Source organism: Psychrobacillus sp. NPDC096426, from assembly GCF_044762745.1.
Classification (GTDB): Bacteria; Bacillota; Bacilli; order Bacillales_A; family Planococcaceae; genus Psychrobacillus.
In genome coordinates this window covers 227713-250544 of the sequence record NZ_JBIWEX010000002.1, presented here as the reverse complement: position 1 = coordinate 250544, position 22832 = coordinate 227713, and the positions used below count along the sequence as shown (strand labels likewise).

19 protein-coding genes and 1 other annotated feature are annotated in these 22832 nt (G+C 40.5%); of the genes, 14 read left to right on the top strand and 5 right to left on the bottom strand.

The genetic code is table 11. The features are described 5' to 3' along the window. The first annotated feature begins 178 nt into the window (after window positions 1-178). Both ACIQYS_RS03275 and ACIQYS_RS03270 read left to right on the top strand, forming a co-directional pair. On the top strand, window positions 179-754 hold the full coding sequence (locus ACIQYS_RS03275) for a dihydrofolate reductase family protein (RefSeq protein WP_402974830.1): 576 nt from the start codon (window positions 179-181) through the stop codon (window positions 752-754). 364 nt (window positions 755-1118) lie between these two features. After that, window positions 1119-1700, top strand: a complete 582-nt coding sequence (locus tag ACIQYS_RS03270) for a DUF3995 domain-containing protein (protein ID WP_402974827.1) — start codon at window positions 1119-1121, stop codon at window positions 1698-1700. 135 nt (window positions 1701-1835) lie between these two features. Here ACIQYS_RS03270 and ACIQYS_RS03265 read toward each other — a convergent pair whose 3' ends face one another. Together ACIQYS_RS03265 and ACIQYS_RS03260 are read right to left on the bottom strand one after the other, a co-directional pair. Further along, window positions 1836-3026, bottom strand: a complete 1191-nt coding sequence (locus ACIQYS_RS03265; protein ID WP_402974824.1) for an NAD(P)/FAD-dependent oxidoreductase — start codon at window positions 3024-3026, stop codon at window positions 1836-1838. Between the two features lie 37 nt (window positions 3027-3063). After that, a complete protein-coding gene (locus ACIQYS_RS03260) occupies window positions 3064-3456 on the bottom strand; it encodes a helical membrane plugin domain-containing protein (RefSeq protein WP_402974821.1) in 393 nt (130 codons plus the stop codon). 84 nt (window positions 3457-3540) lie between these two features. On the opposite strand from ACIQYS_RS03260, the gene ACIQYS_RS03255 reads away from it, so the two are divergent. From ACIQYS_RS03255 to ACIQYS_RS03240, 4 genes are all read left to right on the top strand, one after another. Continuing rightward, window positions 3541-3837, top strand: a complete 297-nt coding sequence (locus ACIQYS_RS03255; RefSeq protein WP_402974819.1) for a hypothetical protein — start codon at window positions 3541-3543, stop codon at window positions 3835-3837. Window positions 3838-3861: 24 nt separating this feature from the next. After that, on the top strand, window positions 3862-4104 hold the full coding sequence (locus ACIQYS_RS03250; RefSeq protein WP_402974816.1) for a LysR substrate-binding domain-containing protein: 243 nt from the start codon (window positions 3862-3864) through the stop codon (window positions 4102-4104). 414 nt (window positions 4105-4518) lie between these two features. Continuing rightward, complete coding sequence (locus ACIQYS_RS03245) at window positions 4519-7284, top strand: beta-glucosidase (protein ID WP_402974813.1); 2766 nt, start codon at window positions 4519-4521, stop codon at window positions 7282-7284. Between the two features lie 6 nt (window positions 7285-7290). Further along, complete coding sequence (locus ACIQYS_RS03240) at window positions 7291-9015, top strand: right-handed parallel beta-helix repeat-containing protein (RefSeq protein ID WP_402974810.1); 1725 nt, start codon at window positions 7291-7293, stop codon at window positions 9013-9015. 217 nt (window positions 9016-9232) lie between these two features. On the opposite strand, the gene ACIQYS_RS03235 is transcribed toward ACIQYS_RS03240, so the two are convergent. Further along, window positions 9233-10366, bottom strand: coding sequence for a cation:proton antiporter (locus ACIQYS_RS03235; RefSeq protein WP_402974807.1), 1134 nt, complete (start codon window positions 10364-10366; stop codon window positions 9233-9235). A gap of 280 nt (window positions 10367-10646) precedes the next feature. On the opposite strand from ACIQYS_RS03235, the gene ACIQYS_RS03230 reads away from it, so the two are divergent. The 6 genes from ACIQYS_RS03230 (at window position 10647) to ACIQYS_RS03205 (ending at window position 18272) form a co-directional block, all read left to right on the top strand. Next, a complete protein-coding gene (locus tag ACIQYS_RS03230) occupies window positions 10647-12578 on the top strand; it encodes an FUSC family protein (RefSeq protein WP_402974804.1) in 1932 nt (643 codons plus the stop codon). A gap of 253 nt (window positions 12579-12831) precedes the next feature. Next, the gene (locus tag ACIQYS_RS03225; RefSeq protein WP_402974801.1) at window positions 12832-15144 is read left to right on the top strand and encodes an ABC transporter permease; all 2313 of its coding nucleotides are present in this window, start codon (window positions 12832-12834) and stop codon (window positions 15142-15144) included. Window positions 15145-15147: 3 nt separating this feature from the next. Beyond that, a complete protein-coding gene (locus ACIQYS_RS03220; protein ID WP_402974798.1) occupies window positions 15148-15906 on the top strand; it encodes an ABC transporter ATP-binding protein in 759 nt (252 codons plus the stop codon). Between the two features lie 293 nt (window positions 15907-16199). Further along, window positions 16200-16412 carry a helix-turn-helix transcriptional regulator gene (locus ACIQYS_RS03215; RefSeq protein WP_402974795.1) on the top strand — a complete coding sequence of 71 codons (213 nt, stop codon included), beginning with the start codon at window positions 16200-16202 and terminating at the stop codon, window positions 16410-16412. Beyond that, entirely contained in the window at window positions 16409-16795 is a 387-nt protein-coding gene (locus ACIQYS_RS03210) for a hypothetical protein (RefSeq protein ID WP_402974792.1), read from the top strand. Before ACIQYS_RS03215 ends, ACIQYS_RS03210 begins: the two co-directional genes overlap by 4 nt. A gap of 559 nt (window positions 16796-17354) precedes the next feature. Further along, window positions 17355-18272 carry a VOC family protein gene (locus tag ACIQYS_RS03205; protein ID WP_402974789.1) on the top strand — a complete coding sequence of 306 codons (918 nt, stop codon included), beginning with the start codon at window positions 17355-17357 and terminating at the stop codon, window positions 18270-18272. Window positions 18273-18510: 238 nt separating this feature from the next. On the opposite strand, the gene ACIQYS_RS03200 is transcribed toward ACIQYS_RS03205, so the two are convergent. Next, window positions 18511-19266: a class I SAM-dependent methyltransferase gene (locus ACIQYS_RS03200; protein WP_402974786.1), complete on the bottom strand. Its 756-nt coding sequence runs from the start codon at window positions 19264-19266 to the stop codon at window positions 18511-18513. A 173-nt stretch (window positions 19267-19439) separates the two neighbouring features. Further along, window positions 19440-19680: a binding site (T-box leader), on the top strand. A gap of 45 nt (window positions 19681-19725) precedes the next feature. Here ACIQYS_RS03200 and metG point away from each other — a divergent pair. Both metG and rraA read left to right on the top strand, forming a co-directional pair. Then, entirely contained in the window at window positions 19726-21375 is a 1650-nt protein-coding gene (gene metG, locus ACIQYS_RS03195) for a methionine--tRNA ligase (RefSeq protein ID WP_402974783.1), read from the top strand. A gap of 175 nt (window positions 21376-21550) precedes the next feature. After that, complete coding sequence (gene rraA / locus ACIQYS_RS03190; RefSeq protein ID WP_402974780.1) at window positions 21551-22033, top strand: ribonuclease E activity regulator RraA; 483 nt, start codon at window positions 21551-21553, stop codon at window positions 22031-22033. A 275-nt stretch (window positions 22034-22308) separates the two neighbouring features. Here the strand turns inward: rraA and ACIQYS_RS03185 are convergent, their stop codons facing one another. Then, window positions 22309-22803, bottom strand: a complete 495-nt coding sequence (locus ACIQYS_RS03185; protein WP_402974776.1) for a CarD family transcriptional regulator — start codon at window positions 22801-22803, stop codon at window positions 22309-22311. Window positions 22804-22832: the final 29 nt, after the last annotated feature.

Genomic DNA, 22832 nt, shown 5'->3' with positions numbered 1-22832 from the left:
AGAATTGGTAGGTAGTTGAAAATAAAATTAGAGGTGAATTATGTCCAACGTTTAGAAGAAATTATTGATTGTGATGTGTGCTAAACTTGACTTTGCCAATAACGTTAATAATTCTATCGATGTGAATCGAACTGCAAAGTATAATGTGACATCCCTCATGAACAAAGGAGAACTGAAAATGAGAAAACTCGTTCTATTTCTGCACGCATCGCTTGACGGTTTTGTAGAAGGGCCAAACGGTGAAATGGACATTGGCTGGGTTTCCTACGATTCTGATTTGGAGAAACACGCGAAAGAAATTCTGAGTACTGCCGACACTGTCATTTGGGGACGTGGGACTTATCAGATGATGCACAGTTACTGGCCATCTGTGCCTTCGAACCCATCAGCTTCGCAGTATGAACGGAATCATGCCGAGTGGATCGAAAAGACAGCCAAAATCGTTTTTTCCGCGACGCTGGAGAAAGTCGAATGGAACAATTCCAGACTAGTGAAAGAAGATGTCGAGGAAGAGATCAACAACCTCAAACAGCAGCCAGGTAAGGATATGGTCATCCTAGGCAGTCCTAGATTCGCACACTACCTTATGCAGCTTGATTTAATTGATGAGTATAAAATTACGGTTTCTCCCGTCCTGGTCGGCAGCGGGTTGCCGTTATTCCAAGGTCTCAAGGAGAAGATCAATCTTAAACTTATCGAAAACAAGACATTTGATTCTGGAGCCATAGGTCTCGTTTACCAGACGGTTAGATGACCTTGTCACCTAAAGTAATTACGCTAACCGGATTACGTTAGCACAATAAAAGCAGCGGCAGTCTAGGTCTTTCGAATTCCTAGTCCGTCACTGCTTTTTTTACGAGTCAGTCTAATTCAGTTTGTCGGGTGATCGATAAACTTTATTTTAAAGCTACATTGTTCACAAATAATAAAGCTCTTTATAAATAATAAAGTCGTTTAAAAGAAAATATTGTTGTTCAAAAATGTAACCGATACTAGAAAACGTAGTGTCAGCCTTTTGATATAGTTATATAATAAATGTTTAGAAAATTCGGTAATTGGATATTTGATAAACAAACTGTTTGTGACTTAATCTCAGGAAACTGTCGAGGTGATCGTTAGTGGAAACGAATCTGTCGTGGAAATCACCGCAGTCAAAATCAACTATATGGGCCGGGATCGCTGTTTTTCTGTGGTCCAATGCCTATATGCTGCCACACCTATATTGGGCTTTAGGTGGAAGAAGAGGGCTGTTCCTACTAAAACCTAGCGTGGCTACATCTTCCCAGTTTGAACTAATTAATTGGTTAGCGTTACCGATCTTTATTCTTGCGGGATTTGTAGGCCTTGGTTTCATTTATATAGGCAAAAGTAAAATTCTTCGCTCATTGTTGCTTTCTATAACTGTGTTAGGGTGTTCGATAGCCACTTCTCACGGTATTTTTGGCATTGTCTATCGTGTCTTGCAAACCACAGATGTAATTGGCTTGGAAGATGGAAGATTTAATATCCACGATGATATATACGTGGTGTGGGATATGGTTATTTTTGAACCTTGGTTTTTAATAGAAGGCATTTTACTTGCCGTTGTAGGATGGTGTTTTTTGAAAGGAGTGCGAAGCAGGAGAATTTGGCTAGGGGTATGTATACTTGGCACGATTGTTGGGTTGGTCACAGGAGTGTTGGGTGTGCGATTTGCATGAATTTCGAGTGCCGTTCCCATAGAAAAAACATCTCAACATTGATTTATATAAATATCTGCTACCAACGTAAGATGTTTTTATTTGTCATATTTTTTAAGTCAGTGCGATATAAGTTCGAGTTTTGTGAAATTAAGCTTAATAAGCTAAACCGTAAAGTGCTTTGATGTGTGATAAATAACGAATGTTTGAAGCTTCTTTCATTAATGACGCTGTTAGACCTTTCAATTGCGTATTGCTAGCACCTATTATTGCAACTCCATCTTTGCGGCCAAGAGAAGCTAATGTTCCAGAGTTTACTGGCTCAAAAACATTCATATCTTTACCGTTTAAGTAAGCAAATAAATTGTAACCAACTAATTCCCCCATTTGCCAAGCGTTTTGTGCTGTTGGTGCGTAGGGACGGTCTGTTTCTTTGTTGGCACCTGGCGCGTAAGCAGCAGCTGCGTCACCTACTACGAATACGTTAGGATGAGAGTCAGATTGTAAGAAATCATTTACCACCGCTTTCCCACGGTTACATACTAAACCAGATTCTTCAACAATTGGGTATTGTGCAACACCACCAGTCCATACAACTGTGTTGGCAGTGATTTTTTGACCATCTTTGAGTGATACGACATTGCCTTCAATGCCTGTTACAGGTAGACCTGTTAACAAATGTACGCCACGATCGGTTAATGATTTAGTTGCGCGTCCAATTAATTCTTGTGGAAGGACTGGTAAGATACTTGGACCTGCTTCGACTAATTTTATGTCTAACTCTTTTGCTTTTACACCGTATTTCTTTGCAATTTTTGGCATGTTGTCGATGATTTCACCAACAAGCTCAACCCCTGTTAAGCCGCCACCACCGATAACGATTGTCGCATCTGCTTTGTTGCCAGTATCAGCGTAAGATTTAATTTTCGTGACGATATGCTCGCGGAGTTGATTCGCATCATCCACTGATTTTAATACAAATGAATTTTCTTCAAGACCTGGGATACCGAAGTAACCGGTTTTTGACCCTAAAGCGACAACTAATTCATCGTACGTTAAAGAATCCCCGTTATCTAATATGACAGCTTTACGATCAACTGAGAATGACTCAACTTTCGCAATCTTAAGATTGATGTCTTTGTTTCGGAATAGCTTATGTAAATCAAATGCAACAGCTTTCTCAGACGCTGTACCACCAGCTAAACGGTGTAATTCAGTAATAATTTGGTGAGTTGGAAATTGGTTCACAACAGTTACTTCTGCTTCGTTAGCATCTATATATTTACGTACAGTTAATGCAGCTAATAAGCCCCCATAACCTGCACCTAGAATAACAATTTTTTTCATTTGTAGAACCTCCATATTAATAAGTGATTGTGAATTATTAGCTGTGTTCTTTATTTTCTTTGTTTACTTCTAAGAATGCATTTGCGAAGCGTAGTACACCTTGTACTTGAGGGTCTTTAAGAAGTTTTAACATACCAAATAAGCCAATTTGCTTGTGGCTTATTTCCATACGGTCTTTCGCTTCAATAGCAGTCGCTGCTAAGCCTTTTGCAGATTTCACAACTGGTCCGACGATTTCAGTTGTTGCATTAATCATGTCGCTTGTGAACACTTTATCTTGTGCAAGAGTTTGTGCCACATCATAAGCCTTTGTTAACATTGTCATCATTTCAGTTAATTTTGGAAGCTCATTCACTAAAGTCGTTAGTGATTGTTGTACTTGGGGATCTAATAGTTGATCCAGTAAGTCTTTTTTTTGCATGTCTGTCATTTTTGCCACTCCTTTATAGACTTGAGAAAGACTTAGGTGTCCCTTTATTTGTAAAAGTCGGTCGTAGAATTAAACTTTCCTCATTTGGTAAAAAAATATATCGTACGTGTAGAACGTATTTTAAGAGAACTTGAAGTTGGACAAATTGAGATTAAAGAAATGATTGGAGCTGAAACAGGTAATTTATCAATTGCTGTTACTCTACCAAATATATTCCCAAAAATATTAGTAGAATTTTTAACTAAGTATCCACATGTCAAAATAACACAGATATTAGCATACTCAGCTAATGAGATTATTAGGCAACTGTCTGATGGGGATATTGATTTATGTATTAAACTTTCCCTATTAGTCACCCAAGTATACAGTGTAAACCGTTAATTGAAGAACCGATTTTAATTTACATTGCCCCAAAAACATCCACTAGCTTCCAGCGAATCGATTGATTTATCATTATTGGCTGAAGCGAAATTTATTGGAATTACAACAGATTATGGCTTTAGAAATTTAGTTGATTCTTTTTGTACGGAAGTTGGTTTCATCCCAAACTATGTATGTGAAATGGAGGAATCAAGCGTCATTCAAGAGCTAATAAAACTCTTGCCGATAAATATTGGTGAGAGTTTTTTTCTTATTTACTGTTCATGAATATGTGCACGAGGATTGGTTAAAGGACCGATCAATACTTATTTCATTCATTACATACCACCTTCAATTGGATTTCCAAATATCATAGTAACAACGCTTATTTGATGAATAGAAGTTCTTTTATCTAATTTTATTATAATTTGAATAATAATTTATATTGATCATTTAGATTTATTTTGATCGTTTATTTCGCAAATCATTGCTTGTTATAGTGTTTGAATACCATTTCCAGGACTTTAGGAGTGTTACTAATATCGTGTTTTTTGTTACGATTTTGTAATTAACCGTTCATGCTAGTGTAATATTTTTCCTCTATACTAATACACGGAATAGTTAGCAAGGGAGAGAACAAGTTGGCAAAATAAGTTATATTACAATAATAAATGACGAGTGGATAGTAAGGGAGAATTTAAGATGATAAAACGAATTACTTCAATTTTTTTGACAGCAACAATCTCCATGTCTTCGTTAGTAAATCCTGCTAATGCGATGAACGGAGATACGGAAGGGGCCAGGCCCTGGATGAACACCAAGCTGTCTGCTGAGGAGCGCACCGAGCTGCTTCTCGATGAGATGACGATGGAGCAAAAGATCCAGCAAATCGCTATCTCGCGCTTCAATGAGAACGACACCGGTGAGACGGTTGTCATCAACAAGGGCGGTACAAGTAAGTACCAGAACGGTGAATTCGCGCCCGAGGGTACCTTGCCAGGATGCGAGTGGCAGGACACTGGCAGACAGATCCGTGGAATCGAGGAACTGGGCATCCCCACAATCCGCATGACCAACGGTGGTACGGGCGTGAAGGGTGGATCGTGTGGCAATGACCCGGAGGCGACGGGACTACCGTCCACGCCGGCGATGGCCGCGACTTTTGACCGCGAGCTGAACTATGAGGCAGGCCGAATTCTCGGCGAGGAGACTCGTGCGTTCGCGCATCACGTGTTGCTCGGACCGGGCATGAACCTTATACGTCACCCGTACGGTGGCCGTATCTATGAATACTTCAGTGAGGACCCGTACTTGACGGGTATACTGGCGACCGAGCAGGTCAAGGGCATCCAGGACCAAGGGGTCCAGGCTCAACTCAAGCACTTGGCCGGCAACGAACAGGAGACCGAGCGTTGGACGATGGGTGTTCAGGTTCCTTCACAGGCCATGAACGAACTGTACATGCTGCCTTTCGAGATGACCGTCAAGGATGCTGACCCAGCCTCCGTGATGTGCTCATTCCCGGATGTTAATGGCACCTTTGCCTGTGACAGCTCTGAATTGCTTCAAGATGCCCTGCGGGACAACTGGGGCTTTGACGGTTACGTCATGACTGACCGTCGCGCGATTCACGACATGGTTGCTGCCATTAAGGCGGGCACGAATGTCGAGTTAGACTGGGCACCTCAGTACTACACTCAGGAGAAGATCCAGGATGTCCTCGACTCAGGTGAGGTAACCGAGGACGACATCGACAATCTGCTTCGTCCGCGCTACATCAAGATGATCGAGTACGGCCACATGGATGAGCCTTACGACAAGTTCCTGCCGGAGATTGTCGATCCGATTGCTAACGGTGCCAGCGCACTGAAGATGGCCGAGGAAGGGGCCGTGCTGTTGAAGAACGGTGACAACTTCTTGCCACTGGACGGAGAGCCGAAGTCAATCGCGCTGATCGGCGTCGAGTGGTTCGCCGGTGAGGCTAAGATGTCCCCGCGATCCACTAAGGACACAAACGAGAACGTCGTGACCCCTTACACGGTGACCCCGCAAGAGGGTCTGGAGAACGTCATCAAGGAGCTGGGCTACGATACTGAAGTAACGTACAACGATGGCCGTGACCCGGAGGCTGCCGCTAAGTTGGCTGCTGAGTCCGACGTCGTGCTACTTATGATCGGCGACAACCCACATGAGACCGTGGACCGCGATACCCTTGGCTTCCCGGCCATCGACCTCGACACGCGAGATAAAAATGAGGACTGGGTAGAGCAAGAGCCGCTGATTGCCGCAGTATTGGAGGCAAACGCGGAGAACACCGCTGTGGTCCTAAAAACTTCCGGTACGGTGCTTATGCCGTGGTTGGATGAGGTACCTGCAGTACTTGAAGCTTGGTTCCCAGGCATGGAGGATGGCAATGCAGTGGCCAACTTGCTTTACGGCAAAGTCAATCCTTCCGGTAAGCTGCCTATGACGTTCGGTGCGACTGAGCGTGAAGCTGCCTTCGCGACAGAAGAGCAATTCCCTGGAACGCGTCAAGATACTGGCAAGCCAGGTGGACCAGGCCCGTACGGTGACGGTTCCAAGCAACTAATTGCTCAGTACACAGAGGGTCTTGAGATGGGCTACCGCTGGTATGAGGCAAACAAAGTGAAGCCGGTTTTCCCGTTCGGTTACGGCTTGTCGTACACTACTTTCGAATATGACGACCTTAAAGTGAAGAAGGTACAAGGTAAAGGCTCGTTGAATGGTATTGACGTGTCCTTCAAGATCACGAACACAGGTGACGTTGCTGGTAAAGAAGCAGCACAGGTCTATCTGACCCTACCAAACGAGGCGGGGCAGCCGACTAAGCGTCTTGTTAACTTTGAGAAGGTCTATCTTGAGCCCGGTAAGAGCAAGCAGGTGACTATGCGTATTAACCATGCTGACTCTAACCACCCGTTCTCCTATTTCATTCCGGAAGAACCGGACAACTTGGCGAATTGGGCTGACGGCGAGTGGGCAACTGTTGACGGAAAGTACCGCGTGCATGTCGGTGGTTCTTCAGCAGACACTCCGTTAGAAAAGGATGTCCCGTTGAATTTCAAACTTAACAAAGACAACAACAAAGACAACGACAAGGGCAACAACAAAGACAACAACAAAGACAACAACAAAGACAACAACAAAGACAACAACAAAGACAACAACAAAGACAACAACAAGGGCAACAAAGACAACAACAAGGGCAACAAAGACAACAACAAGGGCAACAAAGACAACAACAAAGACAACAACAAAGACAACAACAAAGACAACAACAAGGGCAACAACAAAGACAACAACAAAGACAACAACAAGGGCAACAACAAAGACAACAACAAAGACAACAAAGACAATAACAAAGACAACAACAAATGGCAACAACAATCACGACACCAATGGCAACAACAATGGCAACGCCAATGGCTATGGAACTTCAATCGGTGAGAACCCTTGCGATGGGATGACATCGGCGACCTGGTAAGGGGAGTCAGGCATCCTGAAGATAGTGAGCCCGCGAGCTCGGCGAATAAAGCCGAGGCTCGCGGGCTCAACGCTTTTTTCGACGCCTCCAATGGCGACGAAAAAAAAACAAGGAAGGACGTGAGAAGTATGATGAAGGGATTCGTTCAGAACAGTATGCTAGGTCTGGTGATATCGATGTTGGTGGTCCTCTTGACCGCATGCATCGTCGAGGAATCCGACGGACCGGTCGAGAGAGATGAAGCCGTAGAACCTGCACCGTCCGAAAGTGAAAAAGCCGTAGAACCCGCACCGTCCGGGCATGGCGACTGGCAGGACCCCGGCTTGGTGGACCGGTCCGGAGCGCCGATCGAGGTGCCGACGCCGGGTCCGGTCACTGGCAGGACCCTGGACGTCACGCACTTCGGGGCAGATCCGGATCCGGACTCACACGACGACGCAGCAGCCATTCGGGCGGCCCTGGACGCGGCTGAATCGGGTGACGAAGTCCTGCTGCCGGCCGGCACGTATGACCTGCGCTCCACTGACCTGGACGACGAGTCGGCGAACATCGTGTTGCGCAGCGGTGTGGATCTACGCGGCGAAGGCCAGGAGCGCACCGTGCTGCTGACCTCCCTCGATGGTGAGGATGACAGTCGGGTGATCCGCGGCTCAGGTATCCACGATGTCATCGTCGCTGACTTCACTATCACCTCCCGTTATGAGGGTCCACTTGGCGACGATCCCGACGACGGCGACGCGGGTGGTGGCCCTATGTACGGTATCTACCTCGGAGCCCACAAAGGGAAGGCCAGCTCTCGGGTCCTTGTGGAGAATGTGGGCATCCGTAAGTTCGAGCGCCACGGGATCTCCGTCAAGGCCAGCCGTGAAGTGACCCTCTCTGGAAACTACGTAAGTGAGGCAACTGCCGTTGGTCCCGGCGGACAGGGCTACGGCATCGCTATCGAGGGCTCAGCGGACCAGCACGACCCGGATGCCGCCAACGATTCCCGGCACAATGTCGTCATCGGCAATAACTTCGATGGCATGCATCTGCGGCACGCTATTCTGCTGCAGTTCCCCACGCACAACAATCTCGTGGCGGAGAACACTATCGTCGGCAGCCATCTCGACGCCATCGACCTGCACGGCGAGGGTGAATACCTGAACGAGGTCCGGGACAACACGGTCATCGGCGGTCATCGGGCGGGCATCGCGCTGGGCAATTCCGGCGGGTCCAAGAACAAGCACGACGCCTCAGGACCTGGAAACTGGGTGCACTCCAACGACCTGATTGGAAATCGTCAGGGAGTCCTCGTCATCCTGGGAACTCCTGACACCCTCATCGAGGACAACAGAATCACCGCCGGGGAGGATTCGAAGGTCGGCATCGAGGTACGCAATGGGCCGGGCACGAAGTTGCACGGTAACCACATCACTGGAGGGACTGAAGGGTTCTGGGCCATCCGGCTCGGTAAGGACCGCGGTACTGACGGAAGGGGAACAGGAATCCCCTTAGGTATCAGGATTGAGTACAACGTCATTCGACAGGCCGCCAACGGCATCAGGATCGATGCAGGGGAAGACCTCAGTATGGTGGAAAACGTCGTCGACGGCATCGACGGAGCCGAACTGAGGGTGGCCGATGGGATCGAGGTGAGCCGGTCTACTCAGCAGTCCAGCACCACTAGGGCACCGGGGGAATCGAAGTATTAAGATTATATGATTAAAGCATTTAAAGCAGAAAGCGGAGTACTTTGAAAAAGACTTTGCTAAAGAAGTAGCTAGAATGTAATCTAAACCTAGTATTTTATGATTAGAATACAACGAATTACATTTTAATAGATAACATGAAAACGCTTAGAGAATATTTCTCTAAGCGTTTTTTTTCCTTCTTTAACTAAAGCACTCGTTAATTGAAGAAGAATTTTTTCTAATTACGTTTTCCAAATATCGATTTTAACAATGGAGGTGTAACTATAGTCGTACCTATTACGACAATAATCATTGAAGTATAATATTGCGTAGGTAATAGACCGCTCTCTAATCCCATAACAGCTAATATTAATGCAACTTCCCCTCTTGAAATCATTCCTGCACCAATACCCATGGAAGACTTTGCATTGAAGCCAGATAAACGAGCCCCAATCCCCGAACCAATAAACTTGGTTATAATAGCAATCAGAGAGAAAACAATAATAAATCCTAATTGGTCTCCAATTCCATCAAAAGATACAGCTAAACCAATACTAACAAAGAAAAACGGTACAAAAATTCCATATGCAATTGGTTCAACTTTATGCTCAATTTCCTCCTTGAATTTTGTTTGCGCAATGGCAATCCCAGCAAAAAACGTCCCAATAATCCCAGCAATTCCAAGGTACTCTGCAAAATAAGCAAAGCTAAAACAAATAATTAATCCAGCACTTAATGTTGCTTCCGTAACTTTGAATTTAGAGAACACTTGAAGAAATTTAGGAATCAACCATTTTGAAGCTAAAATAATGATAATAAAGAATAAGATTTTTTTCCCAATTAGTAATGCGATACTAACATCAGTTCCAGCAAAGAAACTCATAGCAATTGCAATTAAAATAACGACAATAATATCGTCTAAAACAGCTGCACCTAATAAAGTTGAACCCTCTTTACTATTCAGCCACCCTAGTTCTCTTAATGTTTGAACGGAAATACTGACAGAAGTTGCCGATAATAATAAACCGATAAAAATCGATTCTCCAACCGAAAAACCATAAAAATGAGACCCAATATATCCACCTATAATTGGAGCCATAATTCCACCGAGCGCTACTAATATAGCCGCTTTCTTATTTCGGTTTAAATCTTTTAAGTTTGTTTCTAGACCCGCTAGAAACATTAAAAGTAGGACTCCTATTTGACTAAAGATAGTTAATATCTCCGTATCTTGAACCCATCCCAACAATGCTGGTCCTAAAATAATCCCAACTAAAATCTTACCTAAAACAGATGGTTGACCTAATCGAACACTTACTTGACCAGCTATTTTAGTTGCCAGTAAAATGATAACTATTTGTAAAATAAACATAATTCCCCTCCTAAAATGAGAATTATAAACGAAAAAACACATGGAGGTGCCAGTGTTGACTGACTCCTCCATGTGTTGCGTTTATAATTTAATTGTAAACTCATTATAACAGTTCTTGCACAGTTTTGGAAATACAACTTTTCCCTTTAGTTTTTAAGTTCATGAGTGCTTTCGCTTTTTCTTTCTTTGTGGAAAGACTCCCTATCCAAACATAATTTTTGTTATCCATTAGTTTCAGCTGTATAATTAGCTAATCACTTATTAAAAAGAAGGAATCCACTTGAAAAATAAAACTACTGAATCCATTTCTTCCACACTTTTTTTGACCATCAAACAAGCTTTTGCAGTAAACAAGAACCCCCTCCCTTGGATGAAGGCTTTTAGCGCAGGTATTTGTGCTGGTTTACCAGTACTAATCGGTTATTTGTTGGGTAGTTTAGAGTACGGACTTATTGCAGGTCTCGGGGGCTTAACGTATCTGTATGTATTTAACATCCCATATGCTTTTCGAGCTAAAAAATTATTTTTTGCATTAATCGGATTATCGATTGTAATGGGGCTAGGCACGTTGGTTGCGCCCTATCCTTTTTTAATAGCGCTTGTAGTTGCGTTAATCGGATCTATTAGTACATTCCTGTTTGGGGCTTTACGAATTACAGGCCCGGCGGCAATCTTCTTTGTTTTAGCTTTTTTAATGGGCACGGGAATGCCTGTGGATCCATCATTAGCTCCACTACGTGCTGGACTAGTTTTTCTAGGAGGAGCATTTTCTTGGATCATTGGTATGATTGGCTGGTTTAACAACCCACATGGACCAGAGAAAGTGGCGGTGAAGAAAGTATACGATGAACTTGCTGTTTTTATCGAATCGGTTGGTACTGAAGGTTTCGATAGTTCCAAGCAAAAAATCAGAGCTTCTTTAAAATCAGTAGAAGAACTTCTCTTGTCTGGGTACATTCCTTGGCGAGTTTCGGCAACGTTTAAACGCCTTGTTTTATTAAACGAAGAGGCAAATAATGTGTTTCTGTATGTTCTCGAAAATGTTGGAAAGTTAGAGGGGAAAATGCCTAACGAAATAGGAGCGACCCTTCGATCTATTTCTAGCAAAATTGACAAGAATGAGCAGGAAATTATCCCATCACTTGAAGTACCTGATAATCGGTTTGCCCATTTGTATGCAATTGTAAATGAAGCTAGTATGCTTCTAAATGAACCATTATCCAATATTCAACGAGAGATAAGCATTTCCAAGCCATCTCTTCGTGTCGTACTTGGGGGAGCGTTCGATAAGAATTCTGTTGTATTTTTGAATACAATACGGTACGGTTCTGTTCTTTTTGTCGCTGCAATTATTGCACAATCATTTGAGTTTAGTCGCTCGTATTGGGTAACTTTATCGTGTGCCGCAGTCTTGTCAGGAGCAACTATTATGGGGACATTTCACCGGGCAATTCAACGTTCACTTGGGACAATTATTGGCATTTTAACCGCTACAGCTATTCTCTTTTTTCAACCAGATGGCTATGTCATTGCAATCGCTATTTTTCTTTTGACATTTTTGACAGAACTTGCAATTGTTTTAAATTACGGGATTGCTGCATTATTTATTACTCCGAATGCATTATTACTTGCGGAAAGTACGACAAAAATACATGATATCTCCTATTTTGCTTCTGCTCGTGTATTTGACGTACTCATCGGGTGTGCAATCGGTATAATTGGTACTCTCATCATGAACAGGAAAAGTGCCGCAAGCATAGTTCCCCATACAATGGCAAAAACAATTCGAAGTCAACAACAGTTTTTTCATACGCTTTTTTCGAAAGAATCTAGTCTAATAAAACCTGAATATTCAAGAGAACTAAGCAAAATGCAGACAAACCTTACGAATTTAAAAGTTGTCTATACGACTGCTTTAGGAGAAATTCCTAGAGATAAAGGACGACTGGATCGCCTATATCCTGCGATTCGTTCGATTGAACAGCTTGGTTATTTACTAGATACTTCGGCTAAATATAAAGATCGACCAATACTAGCTGAAAGCGAACTTTCCCAAATGTTACTTGTATTTGAAACGATGGCAAAATCAGCTGAAAAGGAACTAGCATTTTCTAAGAAATCTATTCCTGAGATAAGCGGATTTAATAAAATAAAAACGGAAGTCCAACGTCTGCAGGATTCACTGTGCGCAAGTGGATTGAAGGATGAATAGAATTGAAAATATTTTTGGTAACATTTAAGACCTTTCCACTTAAAACTGGAAGGGTTTTTTTGTGTTCCAACCATGCTTTTAATCAGTCTAAAGACTTAGATGAAAATCAAGCAAAGGACTAATAAGGAATATTCTGTTCAAGTGTATAGTTACATAAAGAAGACTTTATGAAGACGAGGAGATTATTTAAATAGTAGCAAGCGTTATAGTTTTTGTTTTTGCAATTATCTTATCTTGAAAACAGAGGTGACTTATGAATTATAGAATAATCCGTAATGACATGTTAAAAAGCAAAGCAATCAGCTTGACGACAATAGTATTTGTTGCTGTTTCGGCTATGCTTGTTTCGCTTGCGGCAATTCTCATCGTTAATCTTTCGGGCGCAGTGGATAATCTAATGACACAAGCGAAAACACCTCATTTTATGCAGATGCATTCGGGTGAAATGGATACTGCGCACCTTATGTCTTTTGCGGAGCAAAATAGCAATGTCGAAGAATTTCAGGTGGTTGAATTTCTAGGCATAGACGGCGCAGAAATTATTCTCGGCGATAAATCGCTTGCGAATAGTGTCCAGGACAACGGTCTCAGCGTACAGAACGAAAAATTTGATTATCTTCTTGATTTTGATGGTAATATCCTCAATGTATCTGACGGTGAACTGTTTGTTCCAGTAAGCTATATGAAGGACAATACGACTAAGGTCGGTGACAAGGCAGTCATAAGCGGGAAGGAATTTACCGTTGCGGGGTTTCTTCGTGATTCAATGATGAATTCCTCACTCTCTGGATCTAAAAGATTTCTTGTAAGTAGCAATGACTACGCGGACATGAAAAGCTTTGGAACTACAGAGTACCTGATTGAGTTCAGATTAAAAGATTTCTCCACGATCGGCGCATTTGAAACTGCTTATGCCACAGCGGGACTTGAAGCGAACGGACCGACAGTTACCTATACGCTTTTCAAAACGATGAACGCTATTTCAGACGGGATGATGATTGCGGTTATCCTTCTTGTAAGTGCACTTGTCGTTGCCATCGCATTTATGAGCATACGCTTTACGCTCCTTGCGAAAATAGAAGACGATTACCGTGAAATTGGCGTGATGAAAGCAATAGGGTTACGTCTTTCCGACATAAAGAAGATTTATCTTTCGAAATACATCGTAATTGCCGCTATAGGTAGTATTCTTGGATACATTCTTTCGCTTGTGTTCCAAGGCATGCTTCTTGATAATATTCGGCTTTTTATGGGAGAGAGCGAAAACGCCACTTTTGGTCTTATCTTAGGAATCATCGGCATCCTGCTTGTATTCTTTGCAATTATTGTGTATGTAAATTTCGTTTTGAAACGCTTTCGAAAAATATCCGCGGCGGAAGCAATACGCTTTGGTACTTCCCAGGAAAAAAATACGGGTGCAAAGCGTTTTTCTCTAAGCAGAAATAGGCTGTTTAACACGAATATTTTTCTCGGTATTCAAGATGTGCTCACACGGAAAAGACTTTACGCCACTAGCTTAGCGGTCCTGGTGATTTCGGCATTTATCATGATTGTTCCGCAGAACTTGTACAACACGATTTCCTCCAAAAGCTTCATCAATTATATGGGGATTGGAAACTATGATCTGCGTATACAGACAAGCAATAACGTTGAAAAAGAAGTTGCTGAAATTGTAAAGACGTTAGAAAGTGACAGTACCATTTCAAAATATGCCGTCTTTACAACAAAAACATTTAAAGCTAAATCGAAAGATGGAGCAGAGGAAAATATTAAAATCGAACTCGGCGACCATTCGGCATTTCCTATACAGTATTCGGAGGGCAGAGGACCTGTCCGTGCTGACGAAATTGCGCTTTCATCTATTAACGCAAGTGAGATGAGCAAAAAGGTTGGCGACGTTATTACACTTGTGATGGAGGGGCAAGAGAAAGACCTCAAGGTAATTGGAATATATTCCGACGTTACTAACGGTGGCAAAACTGCAAAAGCTGTTTTTACCGACCGTTCAGCGGACATCATTTGGAGCATTATTAATGTTGGGATTGCAGATAAATCTCTTATAGAAGCAAAGGTTACGGAATACACGGACAGATTTGACTTTGCAAAGGTGTCCGACATTGATGAATTTGTTTCGCAGACCCTCGGCTCTACAATAAGTTCTGTCGAAATGGCATCCTACGCTGCAGTTGCCGTTGCGTTGATTATTACCGTACTCGTTACACTGTTATTTATGAAAATGCTCGTTGCAAAGGATAGACATTCCATTGCTGTCTTAAAATCGTTCGGTTTTACGAACTCAGATATTAAAACGCAATATATAACGCGGTCGATATTCGTATTATTCGTAGGAATTGTTGTCGGTACGCTTCTGGCAAACACGCTTGGAGAGATGCTTGCAGGTTTGATGATCTCCTCGTTCGGAGCCTCGACGTTTAATTTTGAGGTCAATCCGCTTTCGGCATACCTGCTTAGTCCATTATTAATGGTATGTGCAGTACTTATTGCAACAATTATTGGTACATTAAATGCTGGAAAAATAAAAATATCCGAACATATAAAGGAGTAGAGTATGAACAAGATTATTAGCGGTAATCATATCGTAAAATCTTTCGGCCAAGGTGATGAACGGCATAATGTTCTCAGTGGGGTGACTGTTGAAATTAAAGAGGGCGAGTTCGTTGCAGTTATGGGACCATCAGGTTCAGGAAAATCGACGCTTATGTTTGCGTTGAGTGGTATGGATAGCGTGGATAGTGGAAACGTCTTGTTTGACGGTATGAATTTATCGACGGTAGGAGAGAAGGAGCTTTCAGATATACGTAGAACAAAAATGGGATTTGTTTTTCAACAGCCGACGATGCTCAAAAATCTGAATATCCTTGATAACATCATCCTTCCATCCATGCGTGATAACAGAAAAAACGTCGCAAAAATTTCGGAAAAGGCAAGAGCACTTATGAATAGAGTAGGTATTGAGAGGCTTGAAAATCGTGATATTACAAAGGTTTCGGGAGGTCAGCTTCAGCGTGCCGGAATATGCCGAGCGCTTATGAACAACCCGAAAATCATTTTCGGCGACGAGCCTACGGGAGCACTAAACTCAAAATCTGCACAGGAGATAATGGACATATTTTCCGAAGTAAACGCTGACGGTACTGCGATTATGATTGTAACTCACGATGCGAAGGTTGCAGCGCGGACGGAGCGTATTATGTTTATGCGTGACGGAAAAATTGTGAGCGAATTGAAGCTTCCAAAGTTTGTAGGTGCGGATATTGATGGCAGAGTCGAAGAGATTACGGCGAAAATGCGGGAAATAGGAATATGAGTTGTTGTATCACAGTCGCGATTTCTCCACATGACAATTCGACTTCTTGACTAGAGCCGAGAAGTTATTTCCGTGGATTAATGTTTAGGTAAACTTTACAGATAATCGGTATTACATAAACAAAGAGACAGGTTAGAAATGAAATTTAATAAAGTAACTGCTTAAAGGTGTAAGGATTTATTAAAATTCATTACATCTTTTTTTACTGTTATGTAAAACATGTTTGACATAATAAAACCATTCATTTATTATAAAAATGTAAAACATGTTGGACATTTTATTGAGGAGTGGCTATGAAAAATAATATTAACAAGATCAGAAAAGAAAAAGGTTTTACTCAAGTGGAATTGGCTAATGCTTGTGGAGTTTCTCGCCAAACGATAAATGCTATTGAAAATGATAAGTATGATCCAAGTTTAACTCTTGCTTTCCAATTAGCACATTGTTTAGGTTTGACGGTAGACCAATTATTTTTATATGAAATGAGAGGAGATGTAAAGGAATGAGAAGGAAAGATATTATCGGCTTATTATTTTTAATTGTTATTACGCTGTATTTTGGGGGGACACTATTAAGCTATATTAAAGTTGATGGTGCAACGTATGGTATGAGTGAATTACTTTTAATTATTGCTTTATTAGTCGCTTGGGGGCAGTTCTTTACATGGGGAACTCGTAGAGAAGTACAAAGAGATGAAATGGGAAAACAAATTATTAAAAATAGTGCTCATATTAGTTATTATGTCGTTATTACTACGTTGTTACTAATTTGGATAATAGATTTTTTCTTTATAAGTAGAGGGGAAAACTATACATTATTTATCGCTTTATGCATAGCGTACATCACTTATCCGCTCATTCAGTTTGTACTAATGAAAAGGCATATTTAATAGGCTATTTTTTTTGCAGAGTAGTGCATTGGTATTTTATCAAAATATAAATAATAAGTTTTCAAAACAATTTTACACGATTGATATGATTCCTCAAAAAGCATACGATGGAATTATTATTGTTAAAGAGGGAAGCCCTACAAATATGTTTGACAAAAGTATTGGAGATTATTTGATTAAAGATTTCAGTGTCACGAATCTACAATACGCTGAATAGTTTGGATATATGGAGCTGTTCATTCAACCTTTCAATTTTAACTGGAAAGGTTTTTTTGTGTTTCAACCTTCCCTTTGTTTCGTTTATAGTCTTAGATGAAAATCAAGTATAGAATTAGCTACTGCACTGACATATCGTGCAACTGAAGGCATGGTTGAGTTGAAAAGTACTAAAAAATAAGCAATCAAAAAAGAGACATATACCCTTTTACGTTGTCTCGTTTTTTCATGGAATAAGAAATCAAACGAGACGAAATAATAATATAAATCATCTATAATATCCATGAAGTAATTTAAAAGAAATGAACAACTTTGTCGTATAAAAAATTCAGGAGGAATAACTATGACCAAAACAGTCCAAAAAATCGTTCCGCATTTATGGTTTGACAAAGAGGCAAAAGAAGCAGCAGAATTTTACGCTACTATATTCCCGCATTCCAAGATTACAGATGTAACAACACTGCGTGACACACCATCTGGTGACTGTGACCAAGTTTCTTTTGAGATTTGGGGGCAAAAGTTCATGGCGATCGACGGGGGGCCATCTTTTAAGATTAATCCATCTATTTCCTTCATGGTTAATTTTGATCCGTCTCGTGAAAAAGATGCAGAAGAGAAAATAAATGAGGTTTGGAACAAATTGTCCGAAGGTGGTTCTGTGTTAATGCCATTTGGTCAGTATCCATTCAGTGAAAAGTATGGGTGGATTCAAGACAAATATGGACTGTCGTGGCAGTTAATTCTGACTAACCCAGAAGGTGAAGAGCGACCTACAATATTTCCATCACTTTTGTATGTAGGAGAAAATTGCGGCAAAGCGGAAGAGGCGATTCAACTTTATACCTCCGTTTTTAAGAACGCAAAGCAGGGCAGTCTCGTACGTTACCATAAGGGAATGGAACCCGACAAAGAAGGAACTGTCATGTTTGCAGATTTTATGCTTGAAAATCAGTGGTTTGTAGCAATGGACAGTGCGCACGAACATAAATTCAGTTTCAACGAAGCCATTTCCTTTATGGTGTACTGCGACACCCAAGAAGAGATCGATTACTATTGGGAAAAGCTTTCTTTCGTTCCTGAATCGGAGCAATGTGGCTGGCTGAAAGATCAGTACGGCTTGTCTTGGCAAATCGTACCGAGCATGATGGACGAAATGATGCAAAACGGTACAGCGGAGCAAATTGACCATGTAATGCAAGTCCTACTAAAAATGAAAAAATTAAATATGGACGAATTACAGCAAGCATACAAGGAGAAATAAATGTTTAGTACTCGTTAAATATATAAAAGGATGATGCTCTTTGAAAAAGGGTATTATCCTTTTATTGTGCAGTAGCACTAACTGCTTGTATTTATTTTATAAATGTATTGGACCACTATGTGAAGTGGTTACTTAAACAATTAGAATTTAGTTAGAACAAGGTGGTATTTATTATATATGTCACTATATATAAACAATAAAATGCAGCTTAGAAATTGACTATCTAAGCCGCTTTTTATTAAGGCTTTTGCGCAATGAAACGAAGACGCCAATAATCAGCAACCCAACCGTTTTCTTTGTAAAGTTGAGGTCGTAATATACGTTCACATTCGCTATAAATTGCTTCCTTTTCTTCATCCGTGAGGTTTTTGAACATATTGCTACTGAACATTTCAAGCCAATTACGAATACCATCTTCTCCAACTAAAGGCGTTGGTCGTTCATAATGTTCAATTAAAACAATTTTAAAACCAGCATGGATGAGATGCTCTGCCATTTCCTCTCTTGTTGGAAATACCCATGGAAATAATGTAGCGTCATACGGAATGGATAGATGATCAGATGTCTCTTTTATGGTATATACAATCGATTGGATATTATTTGCCCCACCTAGTTCAGCGACAAATCGTCCACTAGGCAAAAGAGCATTATAGCAATTTTGCACCACCTTTTGCTGATTTTTCATCCAGTGAATGGCAGCATTCGAAAACACCGCATGGAACTTTGGCTCAAAAGAAAACTGCTCACCATCTTGCACGCTAAAATGGATATCAGGGTATTTTTCTTTTGCCGCTTCAATCATCGAATGAGCAGCATCAATGCCAGTAACAGTAGCACCACTTTTAGAAATATCATGAGCTAAATCTCCTGTACCACAACCAACATCTAAAATATATTCTCCCATTTGTGGATTTAAGAAGGAAACAAGATCTTCACCAAAGCTAGAAACAAACTTGTCTTTATCATCATAAAGCGTTGCATTCCAATTCGTCATAATACCAACTCCTGTTATTTTGTATATTCAGAATAACATGAAAAAAGGAAGACAATCTAATAATTAATTAAGTGATAATTGATTCCTATTATGAATCAATTATGTACAAACAGATTATATAATTTAAGTATTGCAAATTTAATTCCGAATTGATAGAATAAGTGGAAATGAATCACTAAGCGTTGAAAAGGAAGAGTAAGTAAGTGGATTTTTCAAAGAGAGCCTCTGATGGTGGAAATGAGGTAGATGAATCTTACTGAATATGACCTTTGAGCTTTTGTACCGAACTAATAGTAGGCTACGACGAGAATGGCACTCGTTATAACAGCAACAGTATGAACACGTACTGGATAAGGCAAATAGTGTGAGCTATTTGTGAATTTAGGTGGTAACACGAGTCTACTCGTCCTAATCGTTTTTACGATTAGGACGTTTTTTTATTTTAAAGGAGGTTAACATATGACAATTTTAATTGGTGGTGCTTGGCCATACGCAAATGGCTCGCTGCATTTAGGACATATTGCAGCACTTTTACCAGGAGATATTTTAGCAAGATACTTTCGTCAAAAAGGAGAAGACGTGTTATATGTTTCGGGAAGTGATTGTAACGGGACACCAATATCGATTCGTGCCAATCAAGAACATACAACAGTAAAAGCGATTGCAGATCATTATCATCATGAATTTGTAGAATCATTCCATAGACTCGGCTTTAGCTATGACTTATACACCCGAACGGACGATGAACATCACCACAAATCTGTACAAAAAATATTTTTAACATTACTTGAAAATGGTTTTTTATACAAAAAGAAAATCGAGCAAGCTTATTGTCCAATAGACACACAATTTTTACCGGATCGCTTTGTCGAAGGTGTATGTCCGAATTGCGGTTCTAAAGCACGTGGTGATCAATGCGATAATTGCTCAACGATTTTAGATCCACTCGACTTGCTCGAAAAACGGTGCAAAATTTGCGGGAATGAACCAGAAATTCGTGAAACAGAGCACTTCTACTTTTCGTTTAGTAAATTCCAAAAGAAATTAGAAATCTATGTAGTAAAAGCAGAGAAAGAAAAACGTTGGAGAGATAACGCAATTGCTCTTACGAAACGCTATTTAGCGGAAGGGCTTCCCGATCGTGCAGTAACAAGAGATTTACCAAATGGGATAGATGTACCGGTACCTGGCTTTGAAGGGAAAAAAATTTACGTTTGGATTGAAGCGGTAGCCGGATATTATACAGCCAGTCTTGAATGGGGAAAACAACGTAATGTAGACGTTTCAAAATGGTGGAATGCTAGTACAACATCTTATTATATTCATGGAAAAGATAATATCCCATTTCATACGGTAATTTGGCCAGCTATTTTAATGGGAATTGGAAATTCAGGTACTCCAACGAATATTATATCGAATGAGTATTTAACACTTGAAAAACGAAAACTATCAACAAGTCAAAATTGGGCGGTTTGGGTGCCAGACATTTTGAAAGATTATCATCCCGATTCACTCCGCTATTTTTTAACAGTCAACGCTCCAGAAAATCGTGACACTGATTTTTCTTGGCGTGAGTTTATTTACAGTCATAACGGTGAATTACTTGGTGCGTTTGCCAATTTTGTGAACCGTAACTTAAAGTTTGTCGAAAAAAACTTTGAATCAAGCGTGCCTCAAGTACAGGTGGATACGATTATACAACGTGAAATGGCTGCTTTATATGAATCAGTAGGGCAGTTAATCGAAGCTGGGCATTTCAAAAAAGCAATAGAAACGATTTTTGAAGCTGTTCGTGCAGCTAATCGTTATTTTGATGAAAGACGGCCTTGGATTATGATTAATGACAACAAAGTACATTGTGAAGAGACACTTGCCGCTTGTGTGTACATCATTCAAAATTTAGGGCAACTATTACATCCTTTTTTACCTTTTGGTTGTAAAGAAATTGGAAAGATGTTAAATATATCTTTAAACAAATGGAATGTAATTGAAAAATTGCCATTGCAAATTACACAAATCAAGCCATTATATGAACGTATTGATGTCCAAAAAATTGAACAGGAGCTAGAAATACTAAAAGCAAATGCTATTTTGGGTGCCATACACTAGAAAAGAATCCGTTTTGAGAGAAACTACTCAAAATAGATTCTTTCTATTTGTTAATAAATAAGGTATTCTTACGTTTTTTTGAACAAGCTTTATTCAAAAGCTTCCACTTTAAAAAAGGATACTAGGAACGAATGTGGAATTATATAGAATAGAAAAAGAATAGGAGGAATTCACTTTGTTAGACTTTAAAACTACTGATTTATGTGACGACTATTCAGATGAACTACAAATTAGCGATATTGCTTTTCGTTCTTTCGGAAAAAAGACACGTTTTTTTGGAAAAATTGAAACTGTAAATGTGTATGAGGATAATGTGCTGGTCGTTGAAGCACTTGAAAGCGTACAAGAAGGTTCTGTTATTGTTGTAGATGGGCGTGGTTCTAATCGATGCGCGCTTTTAGGCGATCGTTTAGCGGGTATTGCGCAATCGAGAAAGTTAGCGGGCGTTATTATTAATGGTTATGTTAGAGATTCTGTGGAGCTTGCTAAAATGGATGTTGGCATTCTTGCGTTAGGAACACATCCGCTAAAAAGTAAAAAAGATGGTACCGGCGAACGTAATAGCATACTTCACTTCGGTGGAGTCAGCTGGAAGCCAGGAGAGTATGTGTATGCGGACGAGGACGGGGTTATTCTTTCAAAGAACCCTCTTATATAAAAAAAATTCGGGGTGTACATCTTATGGAGATTGGTACCCCGTTTTTGTATGGCTTGCGACGAATATTCATTTTTTTACTTTTGTAAAGTTACTATAGTATATTATCTTTGTATGAACAACATTAATAAATCAGGTTTTGTCTGACTATCCAACATTTTTTCAATTGATGTTGCATTTTCTGCAGTATGTGCTACCTGGTGTAACATAAAGTGCTATCATGCCATGACTCTCCATTCTGTTATTGTATTGCCAGTCATAAGGTGATTTAATATTCCTTACTGATTAACCATGCGCTTAACCTTTTTAGATATCTCTTCATAGGAAGTATCTAATGATACCGCTAATTCCTGGAACATAATATTTTGTATGTTTGCTAAAAGAACCCGATCATAATCATACAGTTTCTTTTTGTTACTAATGGCCTCACGTTTTTTTCTCATTAACGTATTAGCTACTTTAGCAATTTTTTTACGGTCCCCTGTGTTTACGAGGCTATTATATTGTTTAGTTCGTTGTCTTACATTTTCTATCCACTCGATACCTGGTTGTAGGAAGGATTGTAAAATCTCTTCAGCTTCTTCTCTTTCCATCACTTTTTGCATTATTACTTGATGACTATCCACAGGAATATTTATGATTAATTTCGAATTTTGAAGTGGGTGCAATACATAATAAGTCTTTGTGTTGTCTCCATAGGTTTTTTCACATATATCGTCAACTTCACATAACCCATGTGCCGAATAAATAATAGTATCTCCAACCTTAAACATTGTGTTAGCCTCCTACTCTACAATTGTCA

Excerpts from the sequence above, each read along its gene's own strand:
- ACIQYS_RS03210 (WP_402974792.1), top strand. The coding sequence starts at position 16,409 with ATGAGAAGGAAAGATATTATCGGCTTATTATTTTTAATTGTTATTACG.
- ACIQYS_RS03260 (WP_402974821.1), bottom strand. The coding sequence starts at position 3,456 with ATGACAGACATGCAAAAAAAAGACTTACTGGATCAACTATTAGATCCC.
- ACIQYS_RS03185 (WP_402974776.1), bottom strand. The coding sequence starts at position 22,803 with ATGTTTAAGGTTGGAGATACTATTATTTATTCGGCACATGGGTTATGT.
- ACIQYS_RS03245 (WP_402974813.1), top strand. The coding sequence starts at position 4,519 with ATGATAAAACGAATTACTTCAATTTTTTTGACAGCAACAATCTCCATG.
- ACIQYS_RS03215 (WP_402974795.1), top strand. The coding sequence starts at position 16,200 with ATGAAAAATAATATTAACAAGATCAGAAAAGAAAAAGGTTTTACTCAA.
- ACIQYS_RS03275 (WP_402974830.1), top strand. The coding sequence starts at position 179 with ATGAGAAAACTCGTTCTATTTCTGCACGCATCGCTTGACGGTTTTGTA.
- ACIQYS_RS03265 (WP_402974824.1), bottom strand. The coding sequence starts at position 3,026 with ATGAAAAAAATTGTTATTCTAGGTGCAGGTTATGGGGGCTTATTAGCT.
- ACIQYS_RS03225 (WP_402974801.1), top strand. The coding sequence starts at position 12,832 with ATGAATTATAGAATAATCCGTAATGACATGTTAAAAAGCAAAGCAATC.
- metG (WP_402974783.1), top strand. The coding sequence starts at position 19,726 with ATGACAATTTTAATTGGTGGTGCTTGGCCATACGCAAATGGCTCGCTG.
- ACIQYS_RS03235 (WP_402974807.1), bottom strand. The coding sequence starts at position 10,366 with ATGTTTATTTTACAAATAGTTATCATTTTACTGGCAACTAAAATAGCT.
- ACIQYS_RS03220 (WP_402974798.1), top strand. The coding sequence starts at position 15,148 with ATGAACAAGATTATTAGCGGTAATCATATCGTAAAATCTTTCGGCCAA.
- ACIQYS_RS03200 (WP_402974786.1), bottom strand. The coding sequence starts at position 19,266 with ATGACGAATTGGAATGCAACGCTTTATGATGATAAAGACAAGTTTGTT.
- ACIQYS_RS03205 (WP_402974789.1), top strand. The coding sequence starts at position 17,355 with ATGACCAAAACAGTCCAAAAAATCGTTCCGCATTTATGGTTTGACAAA.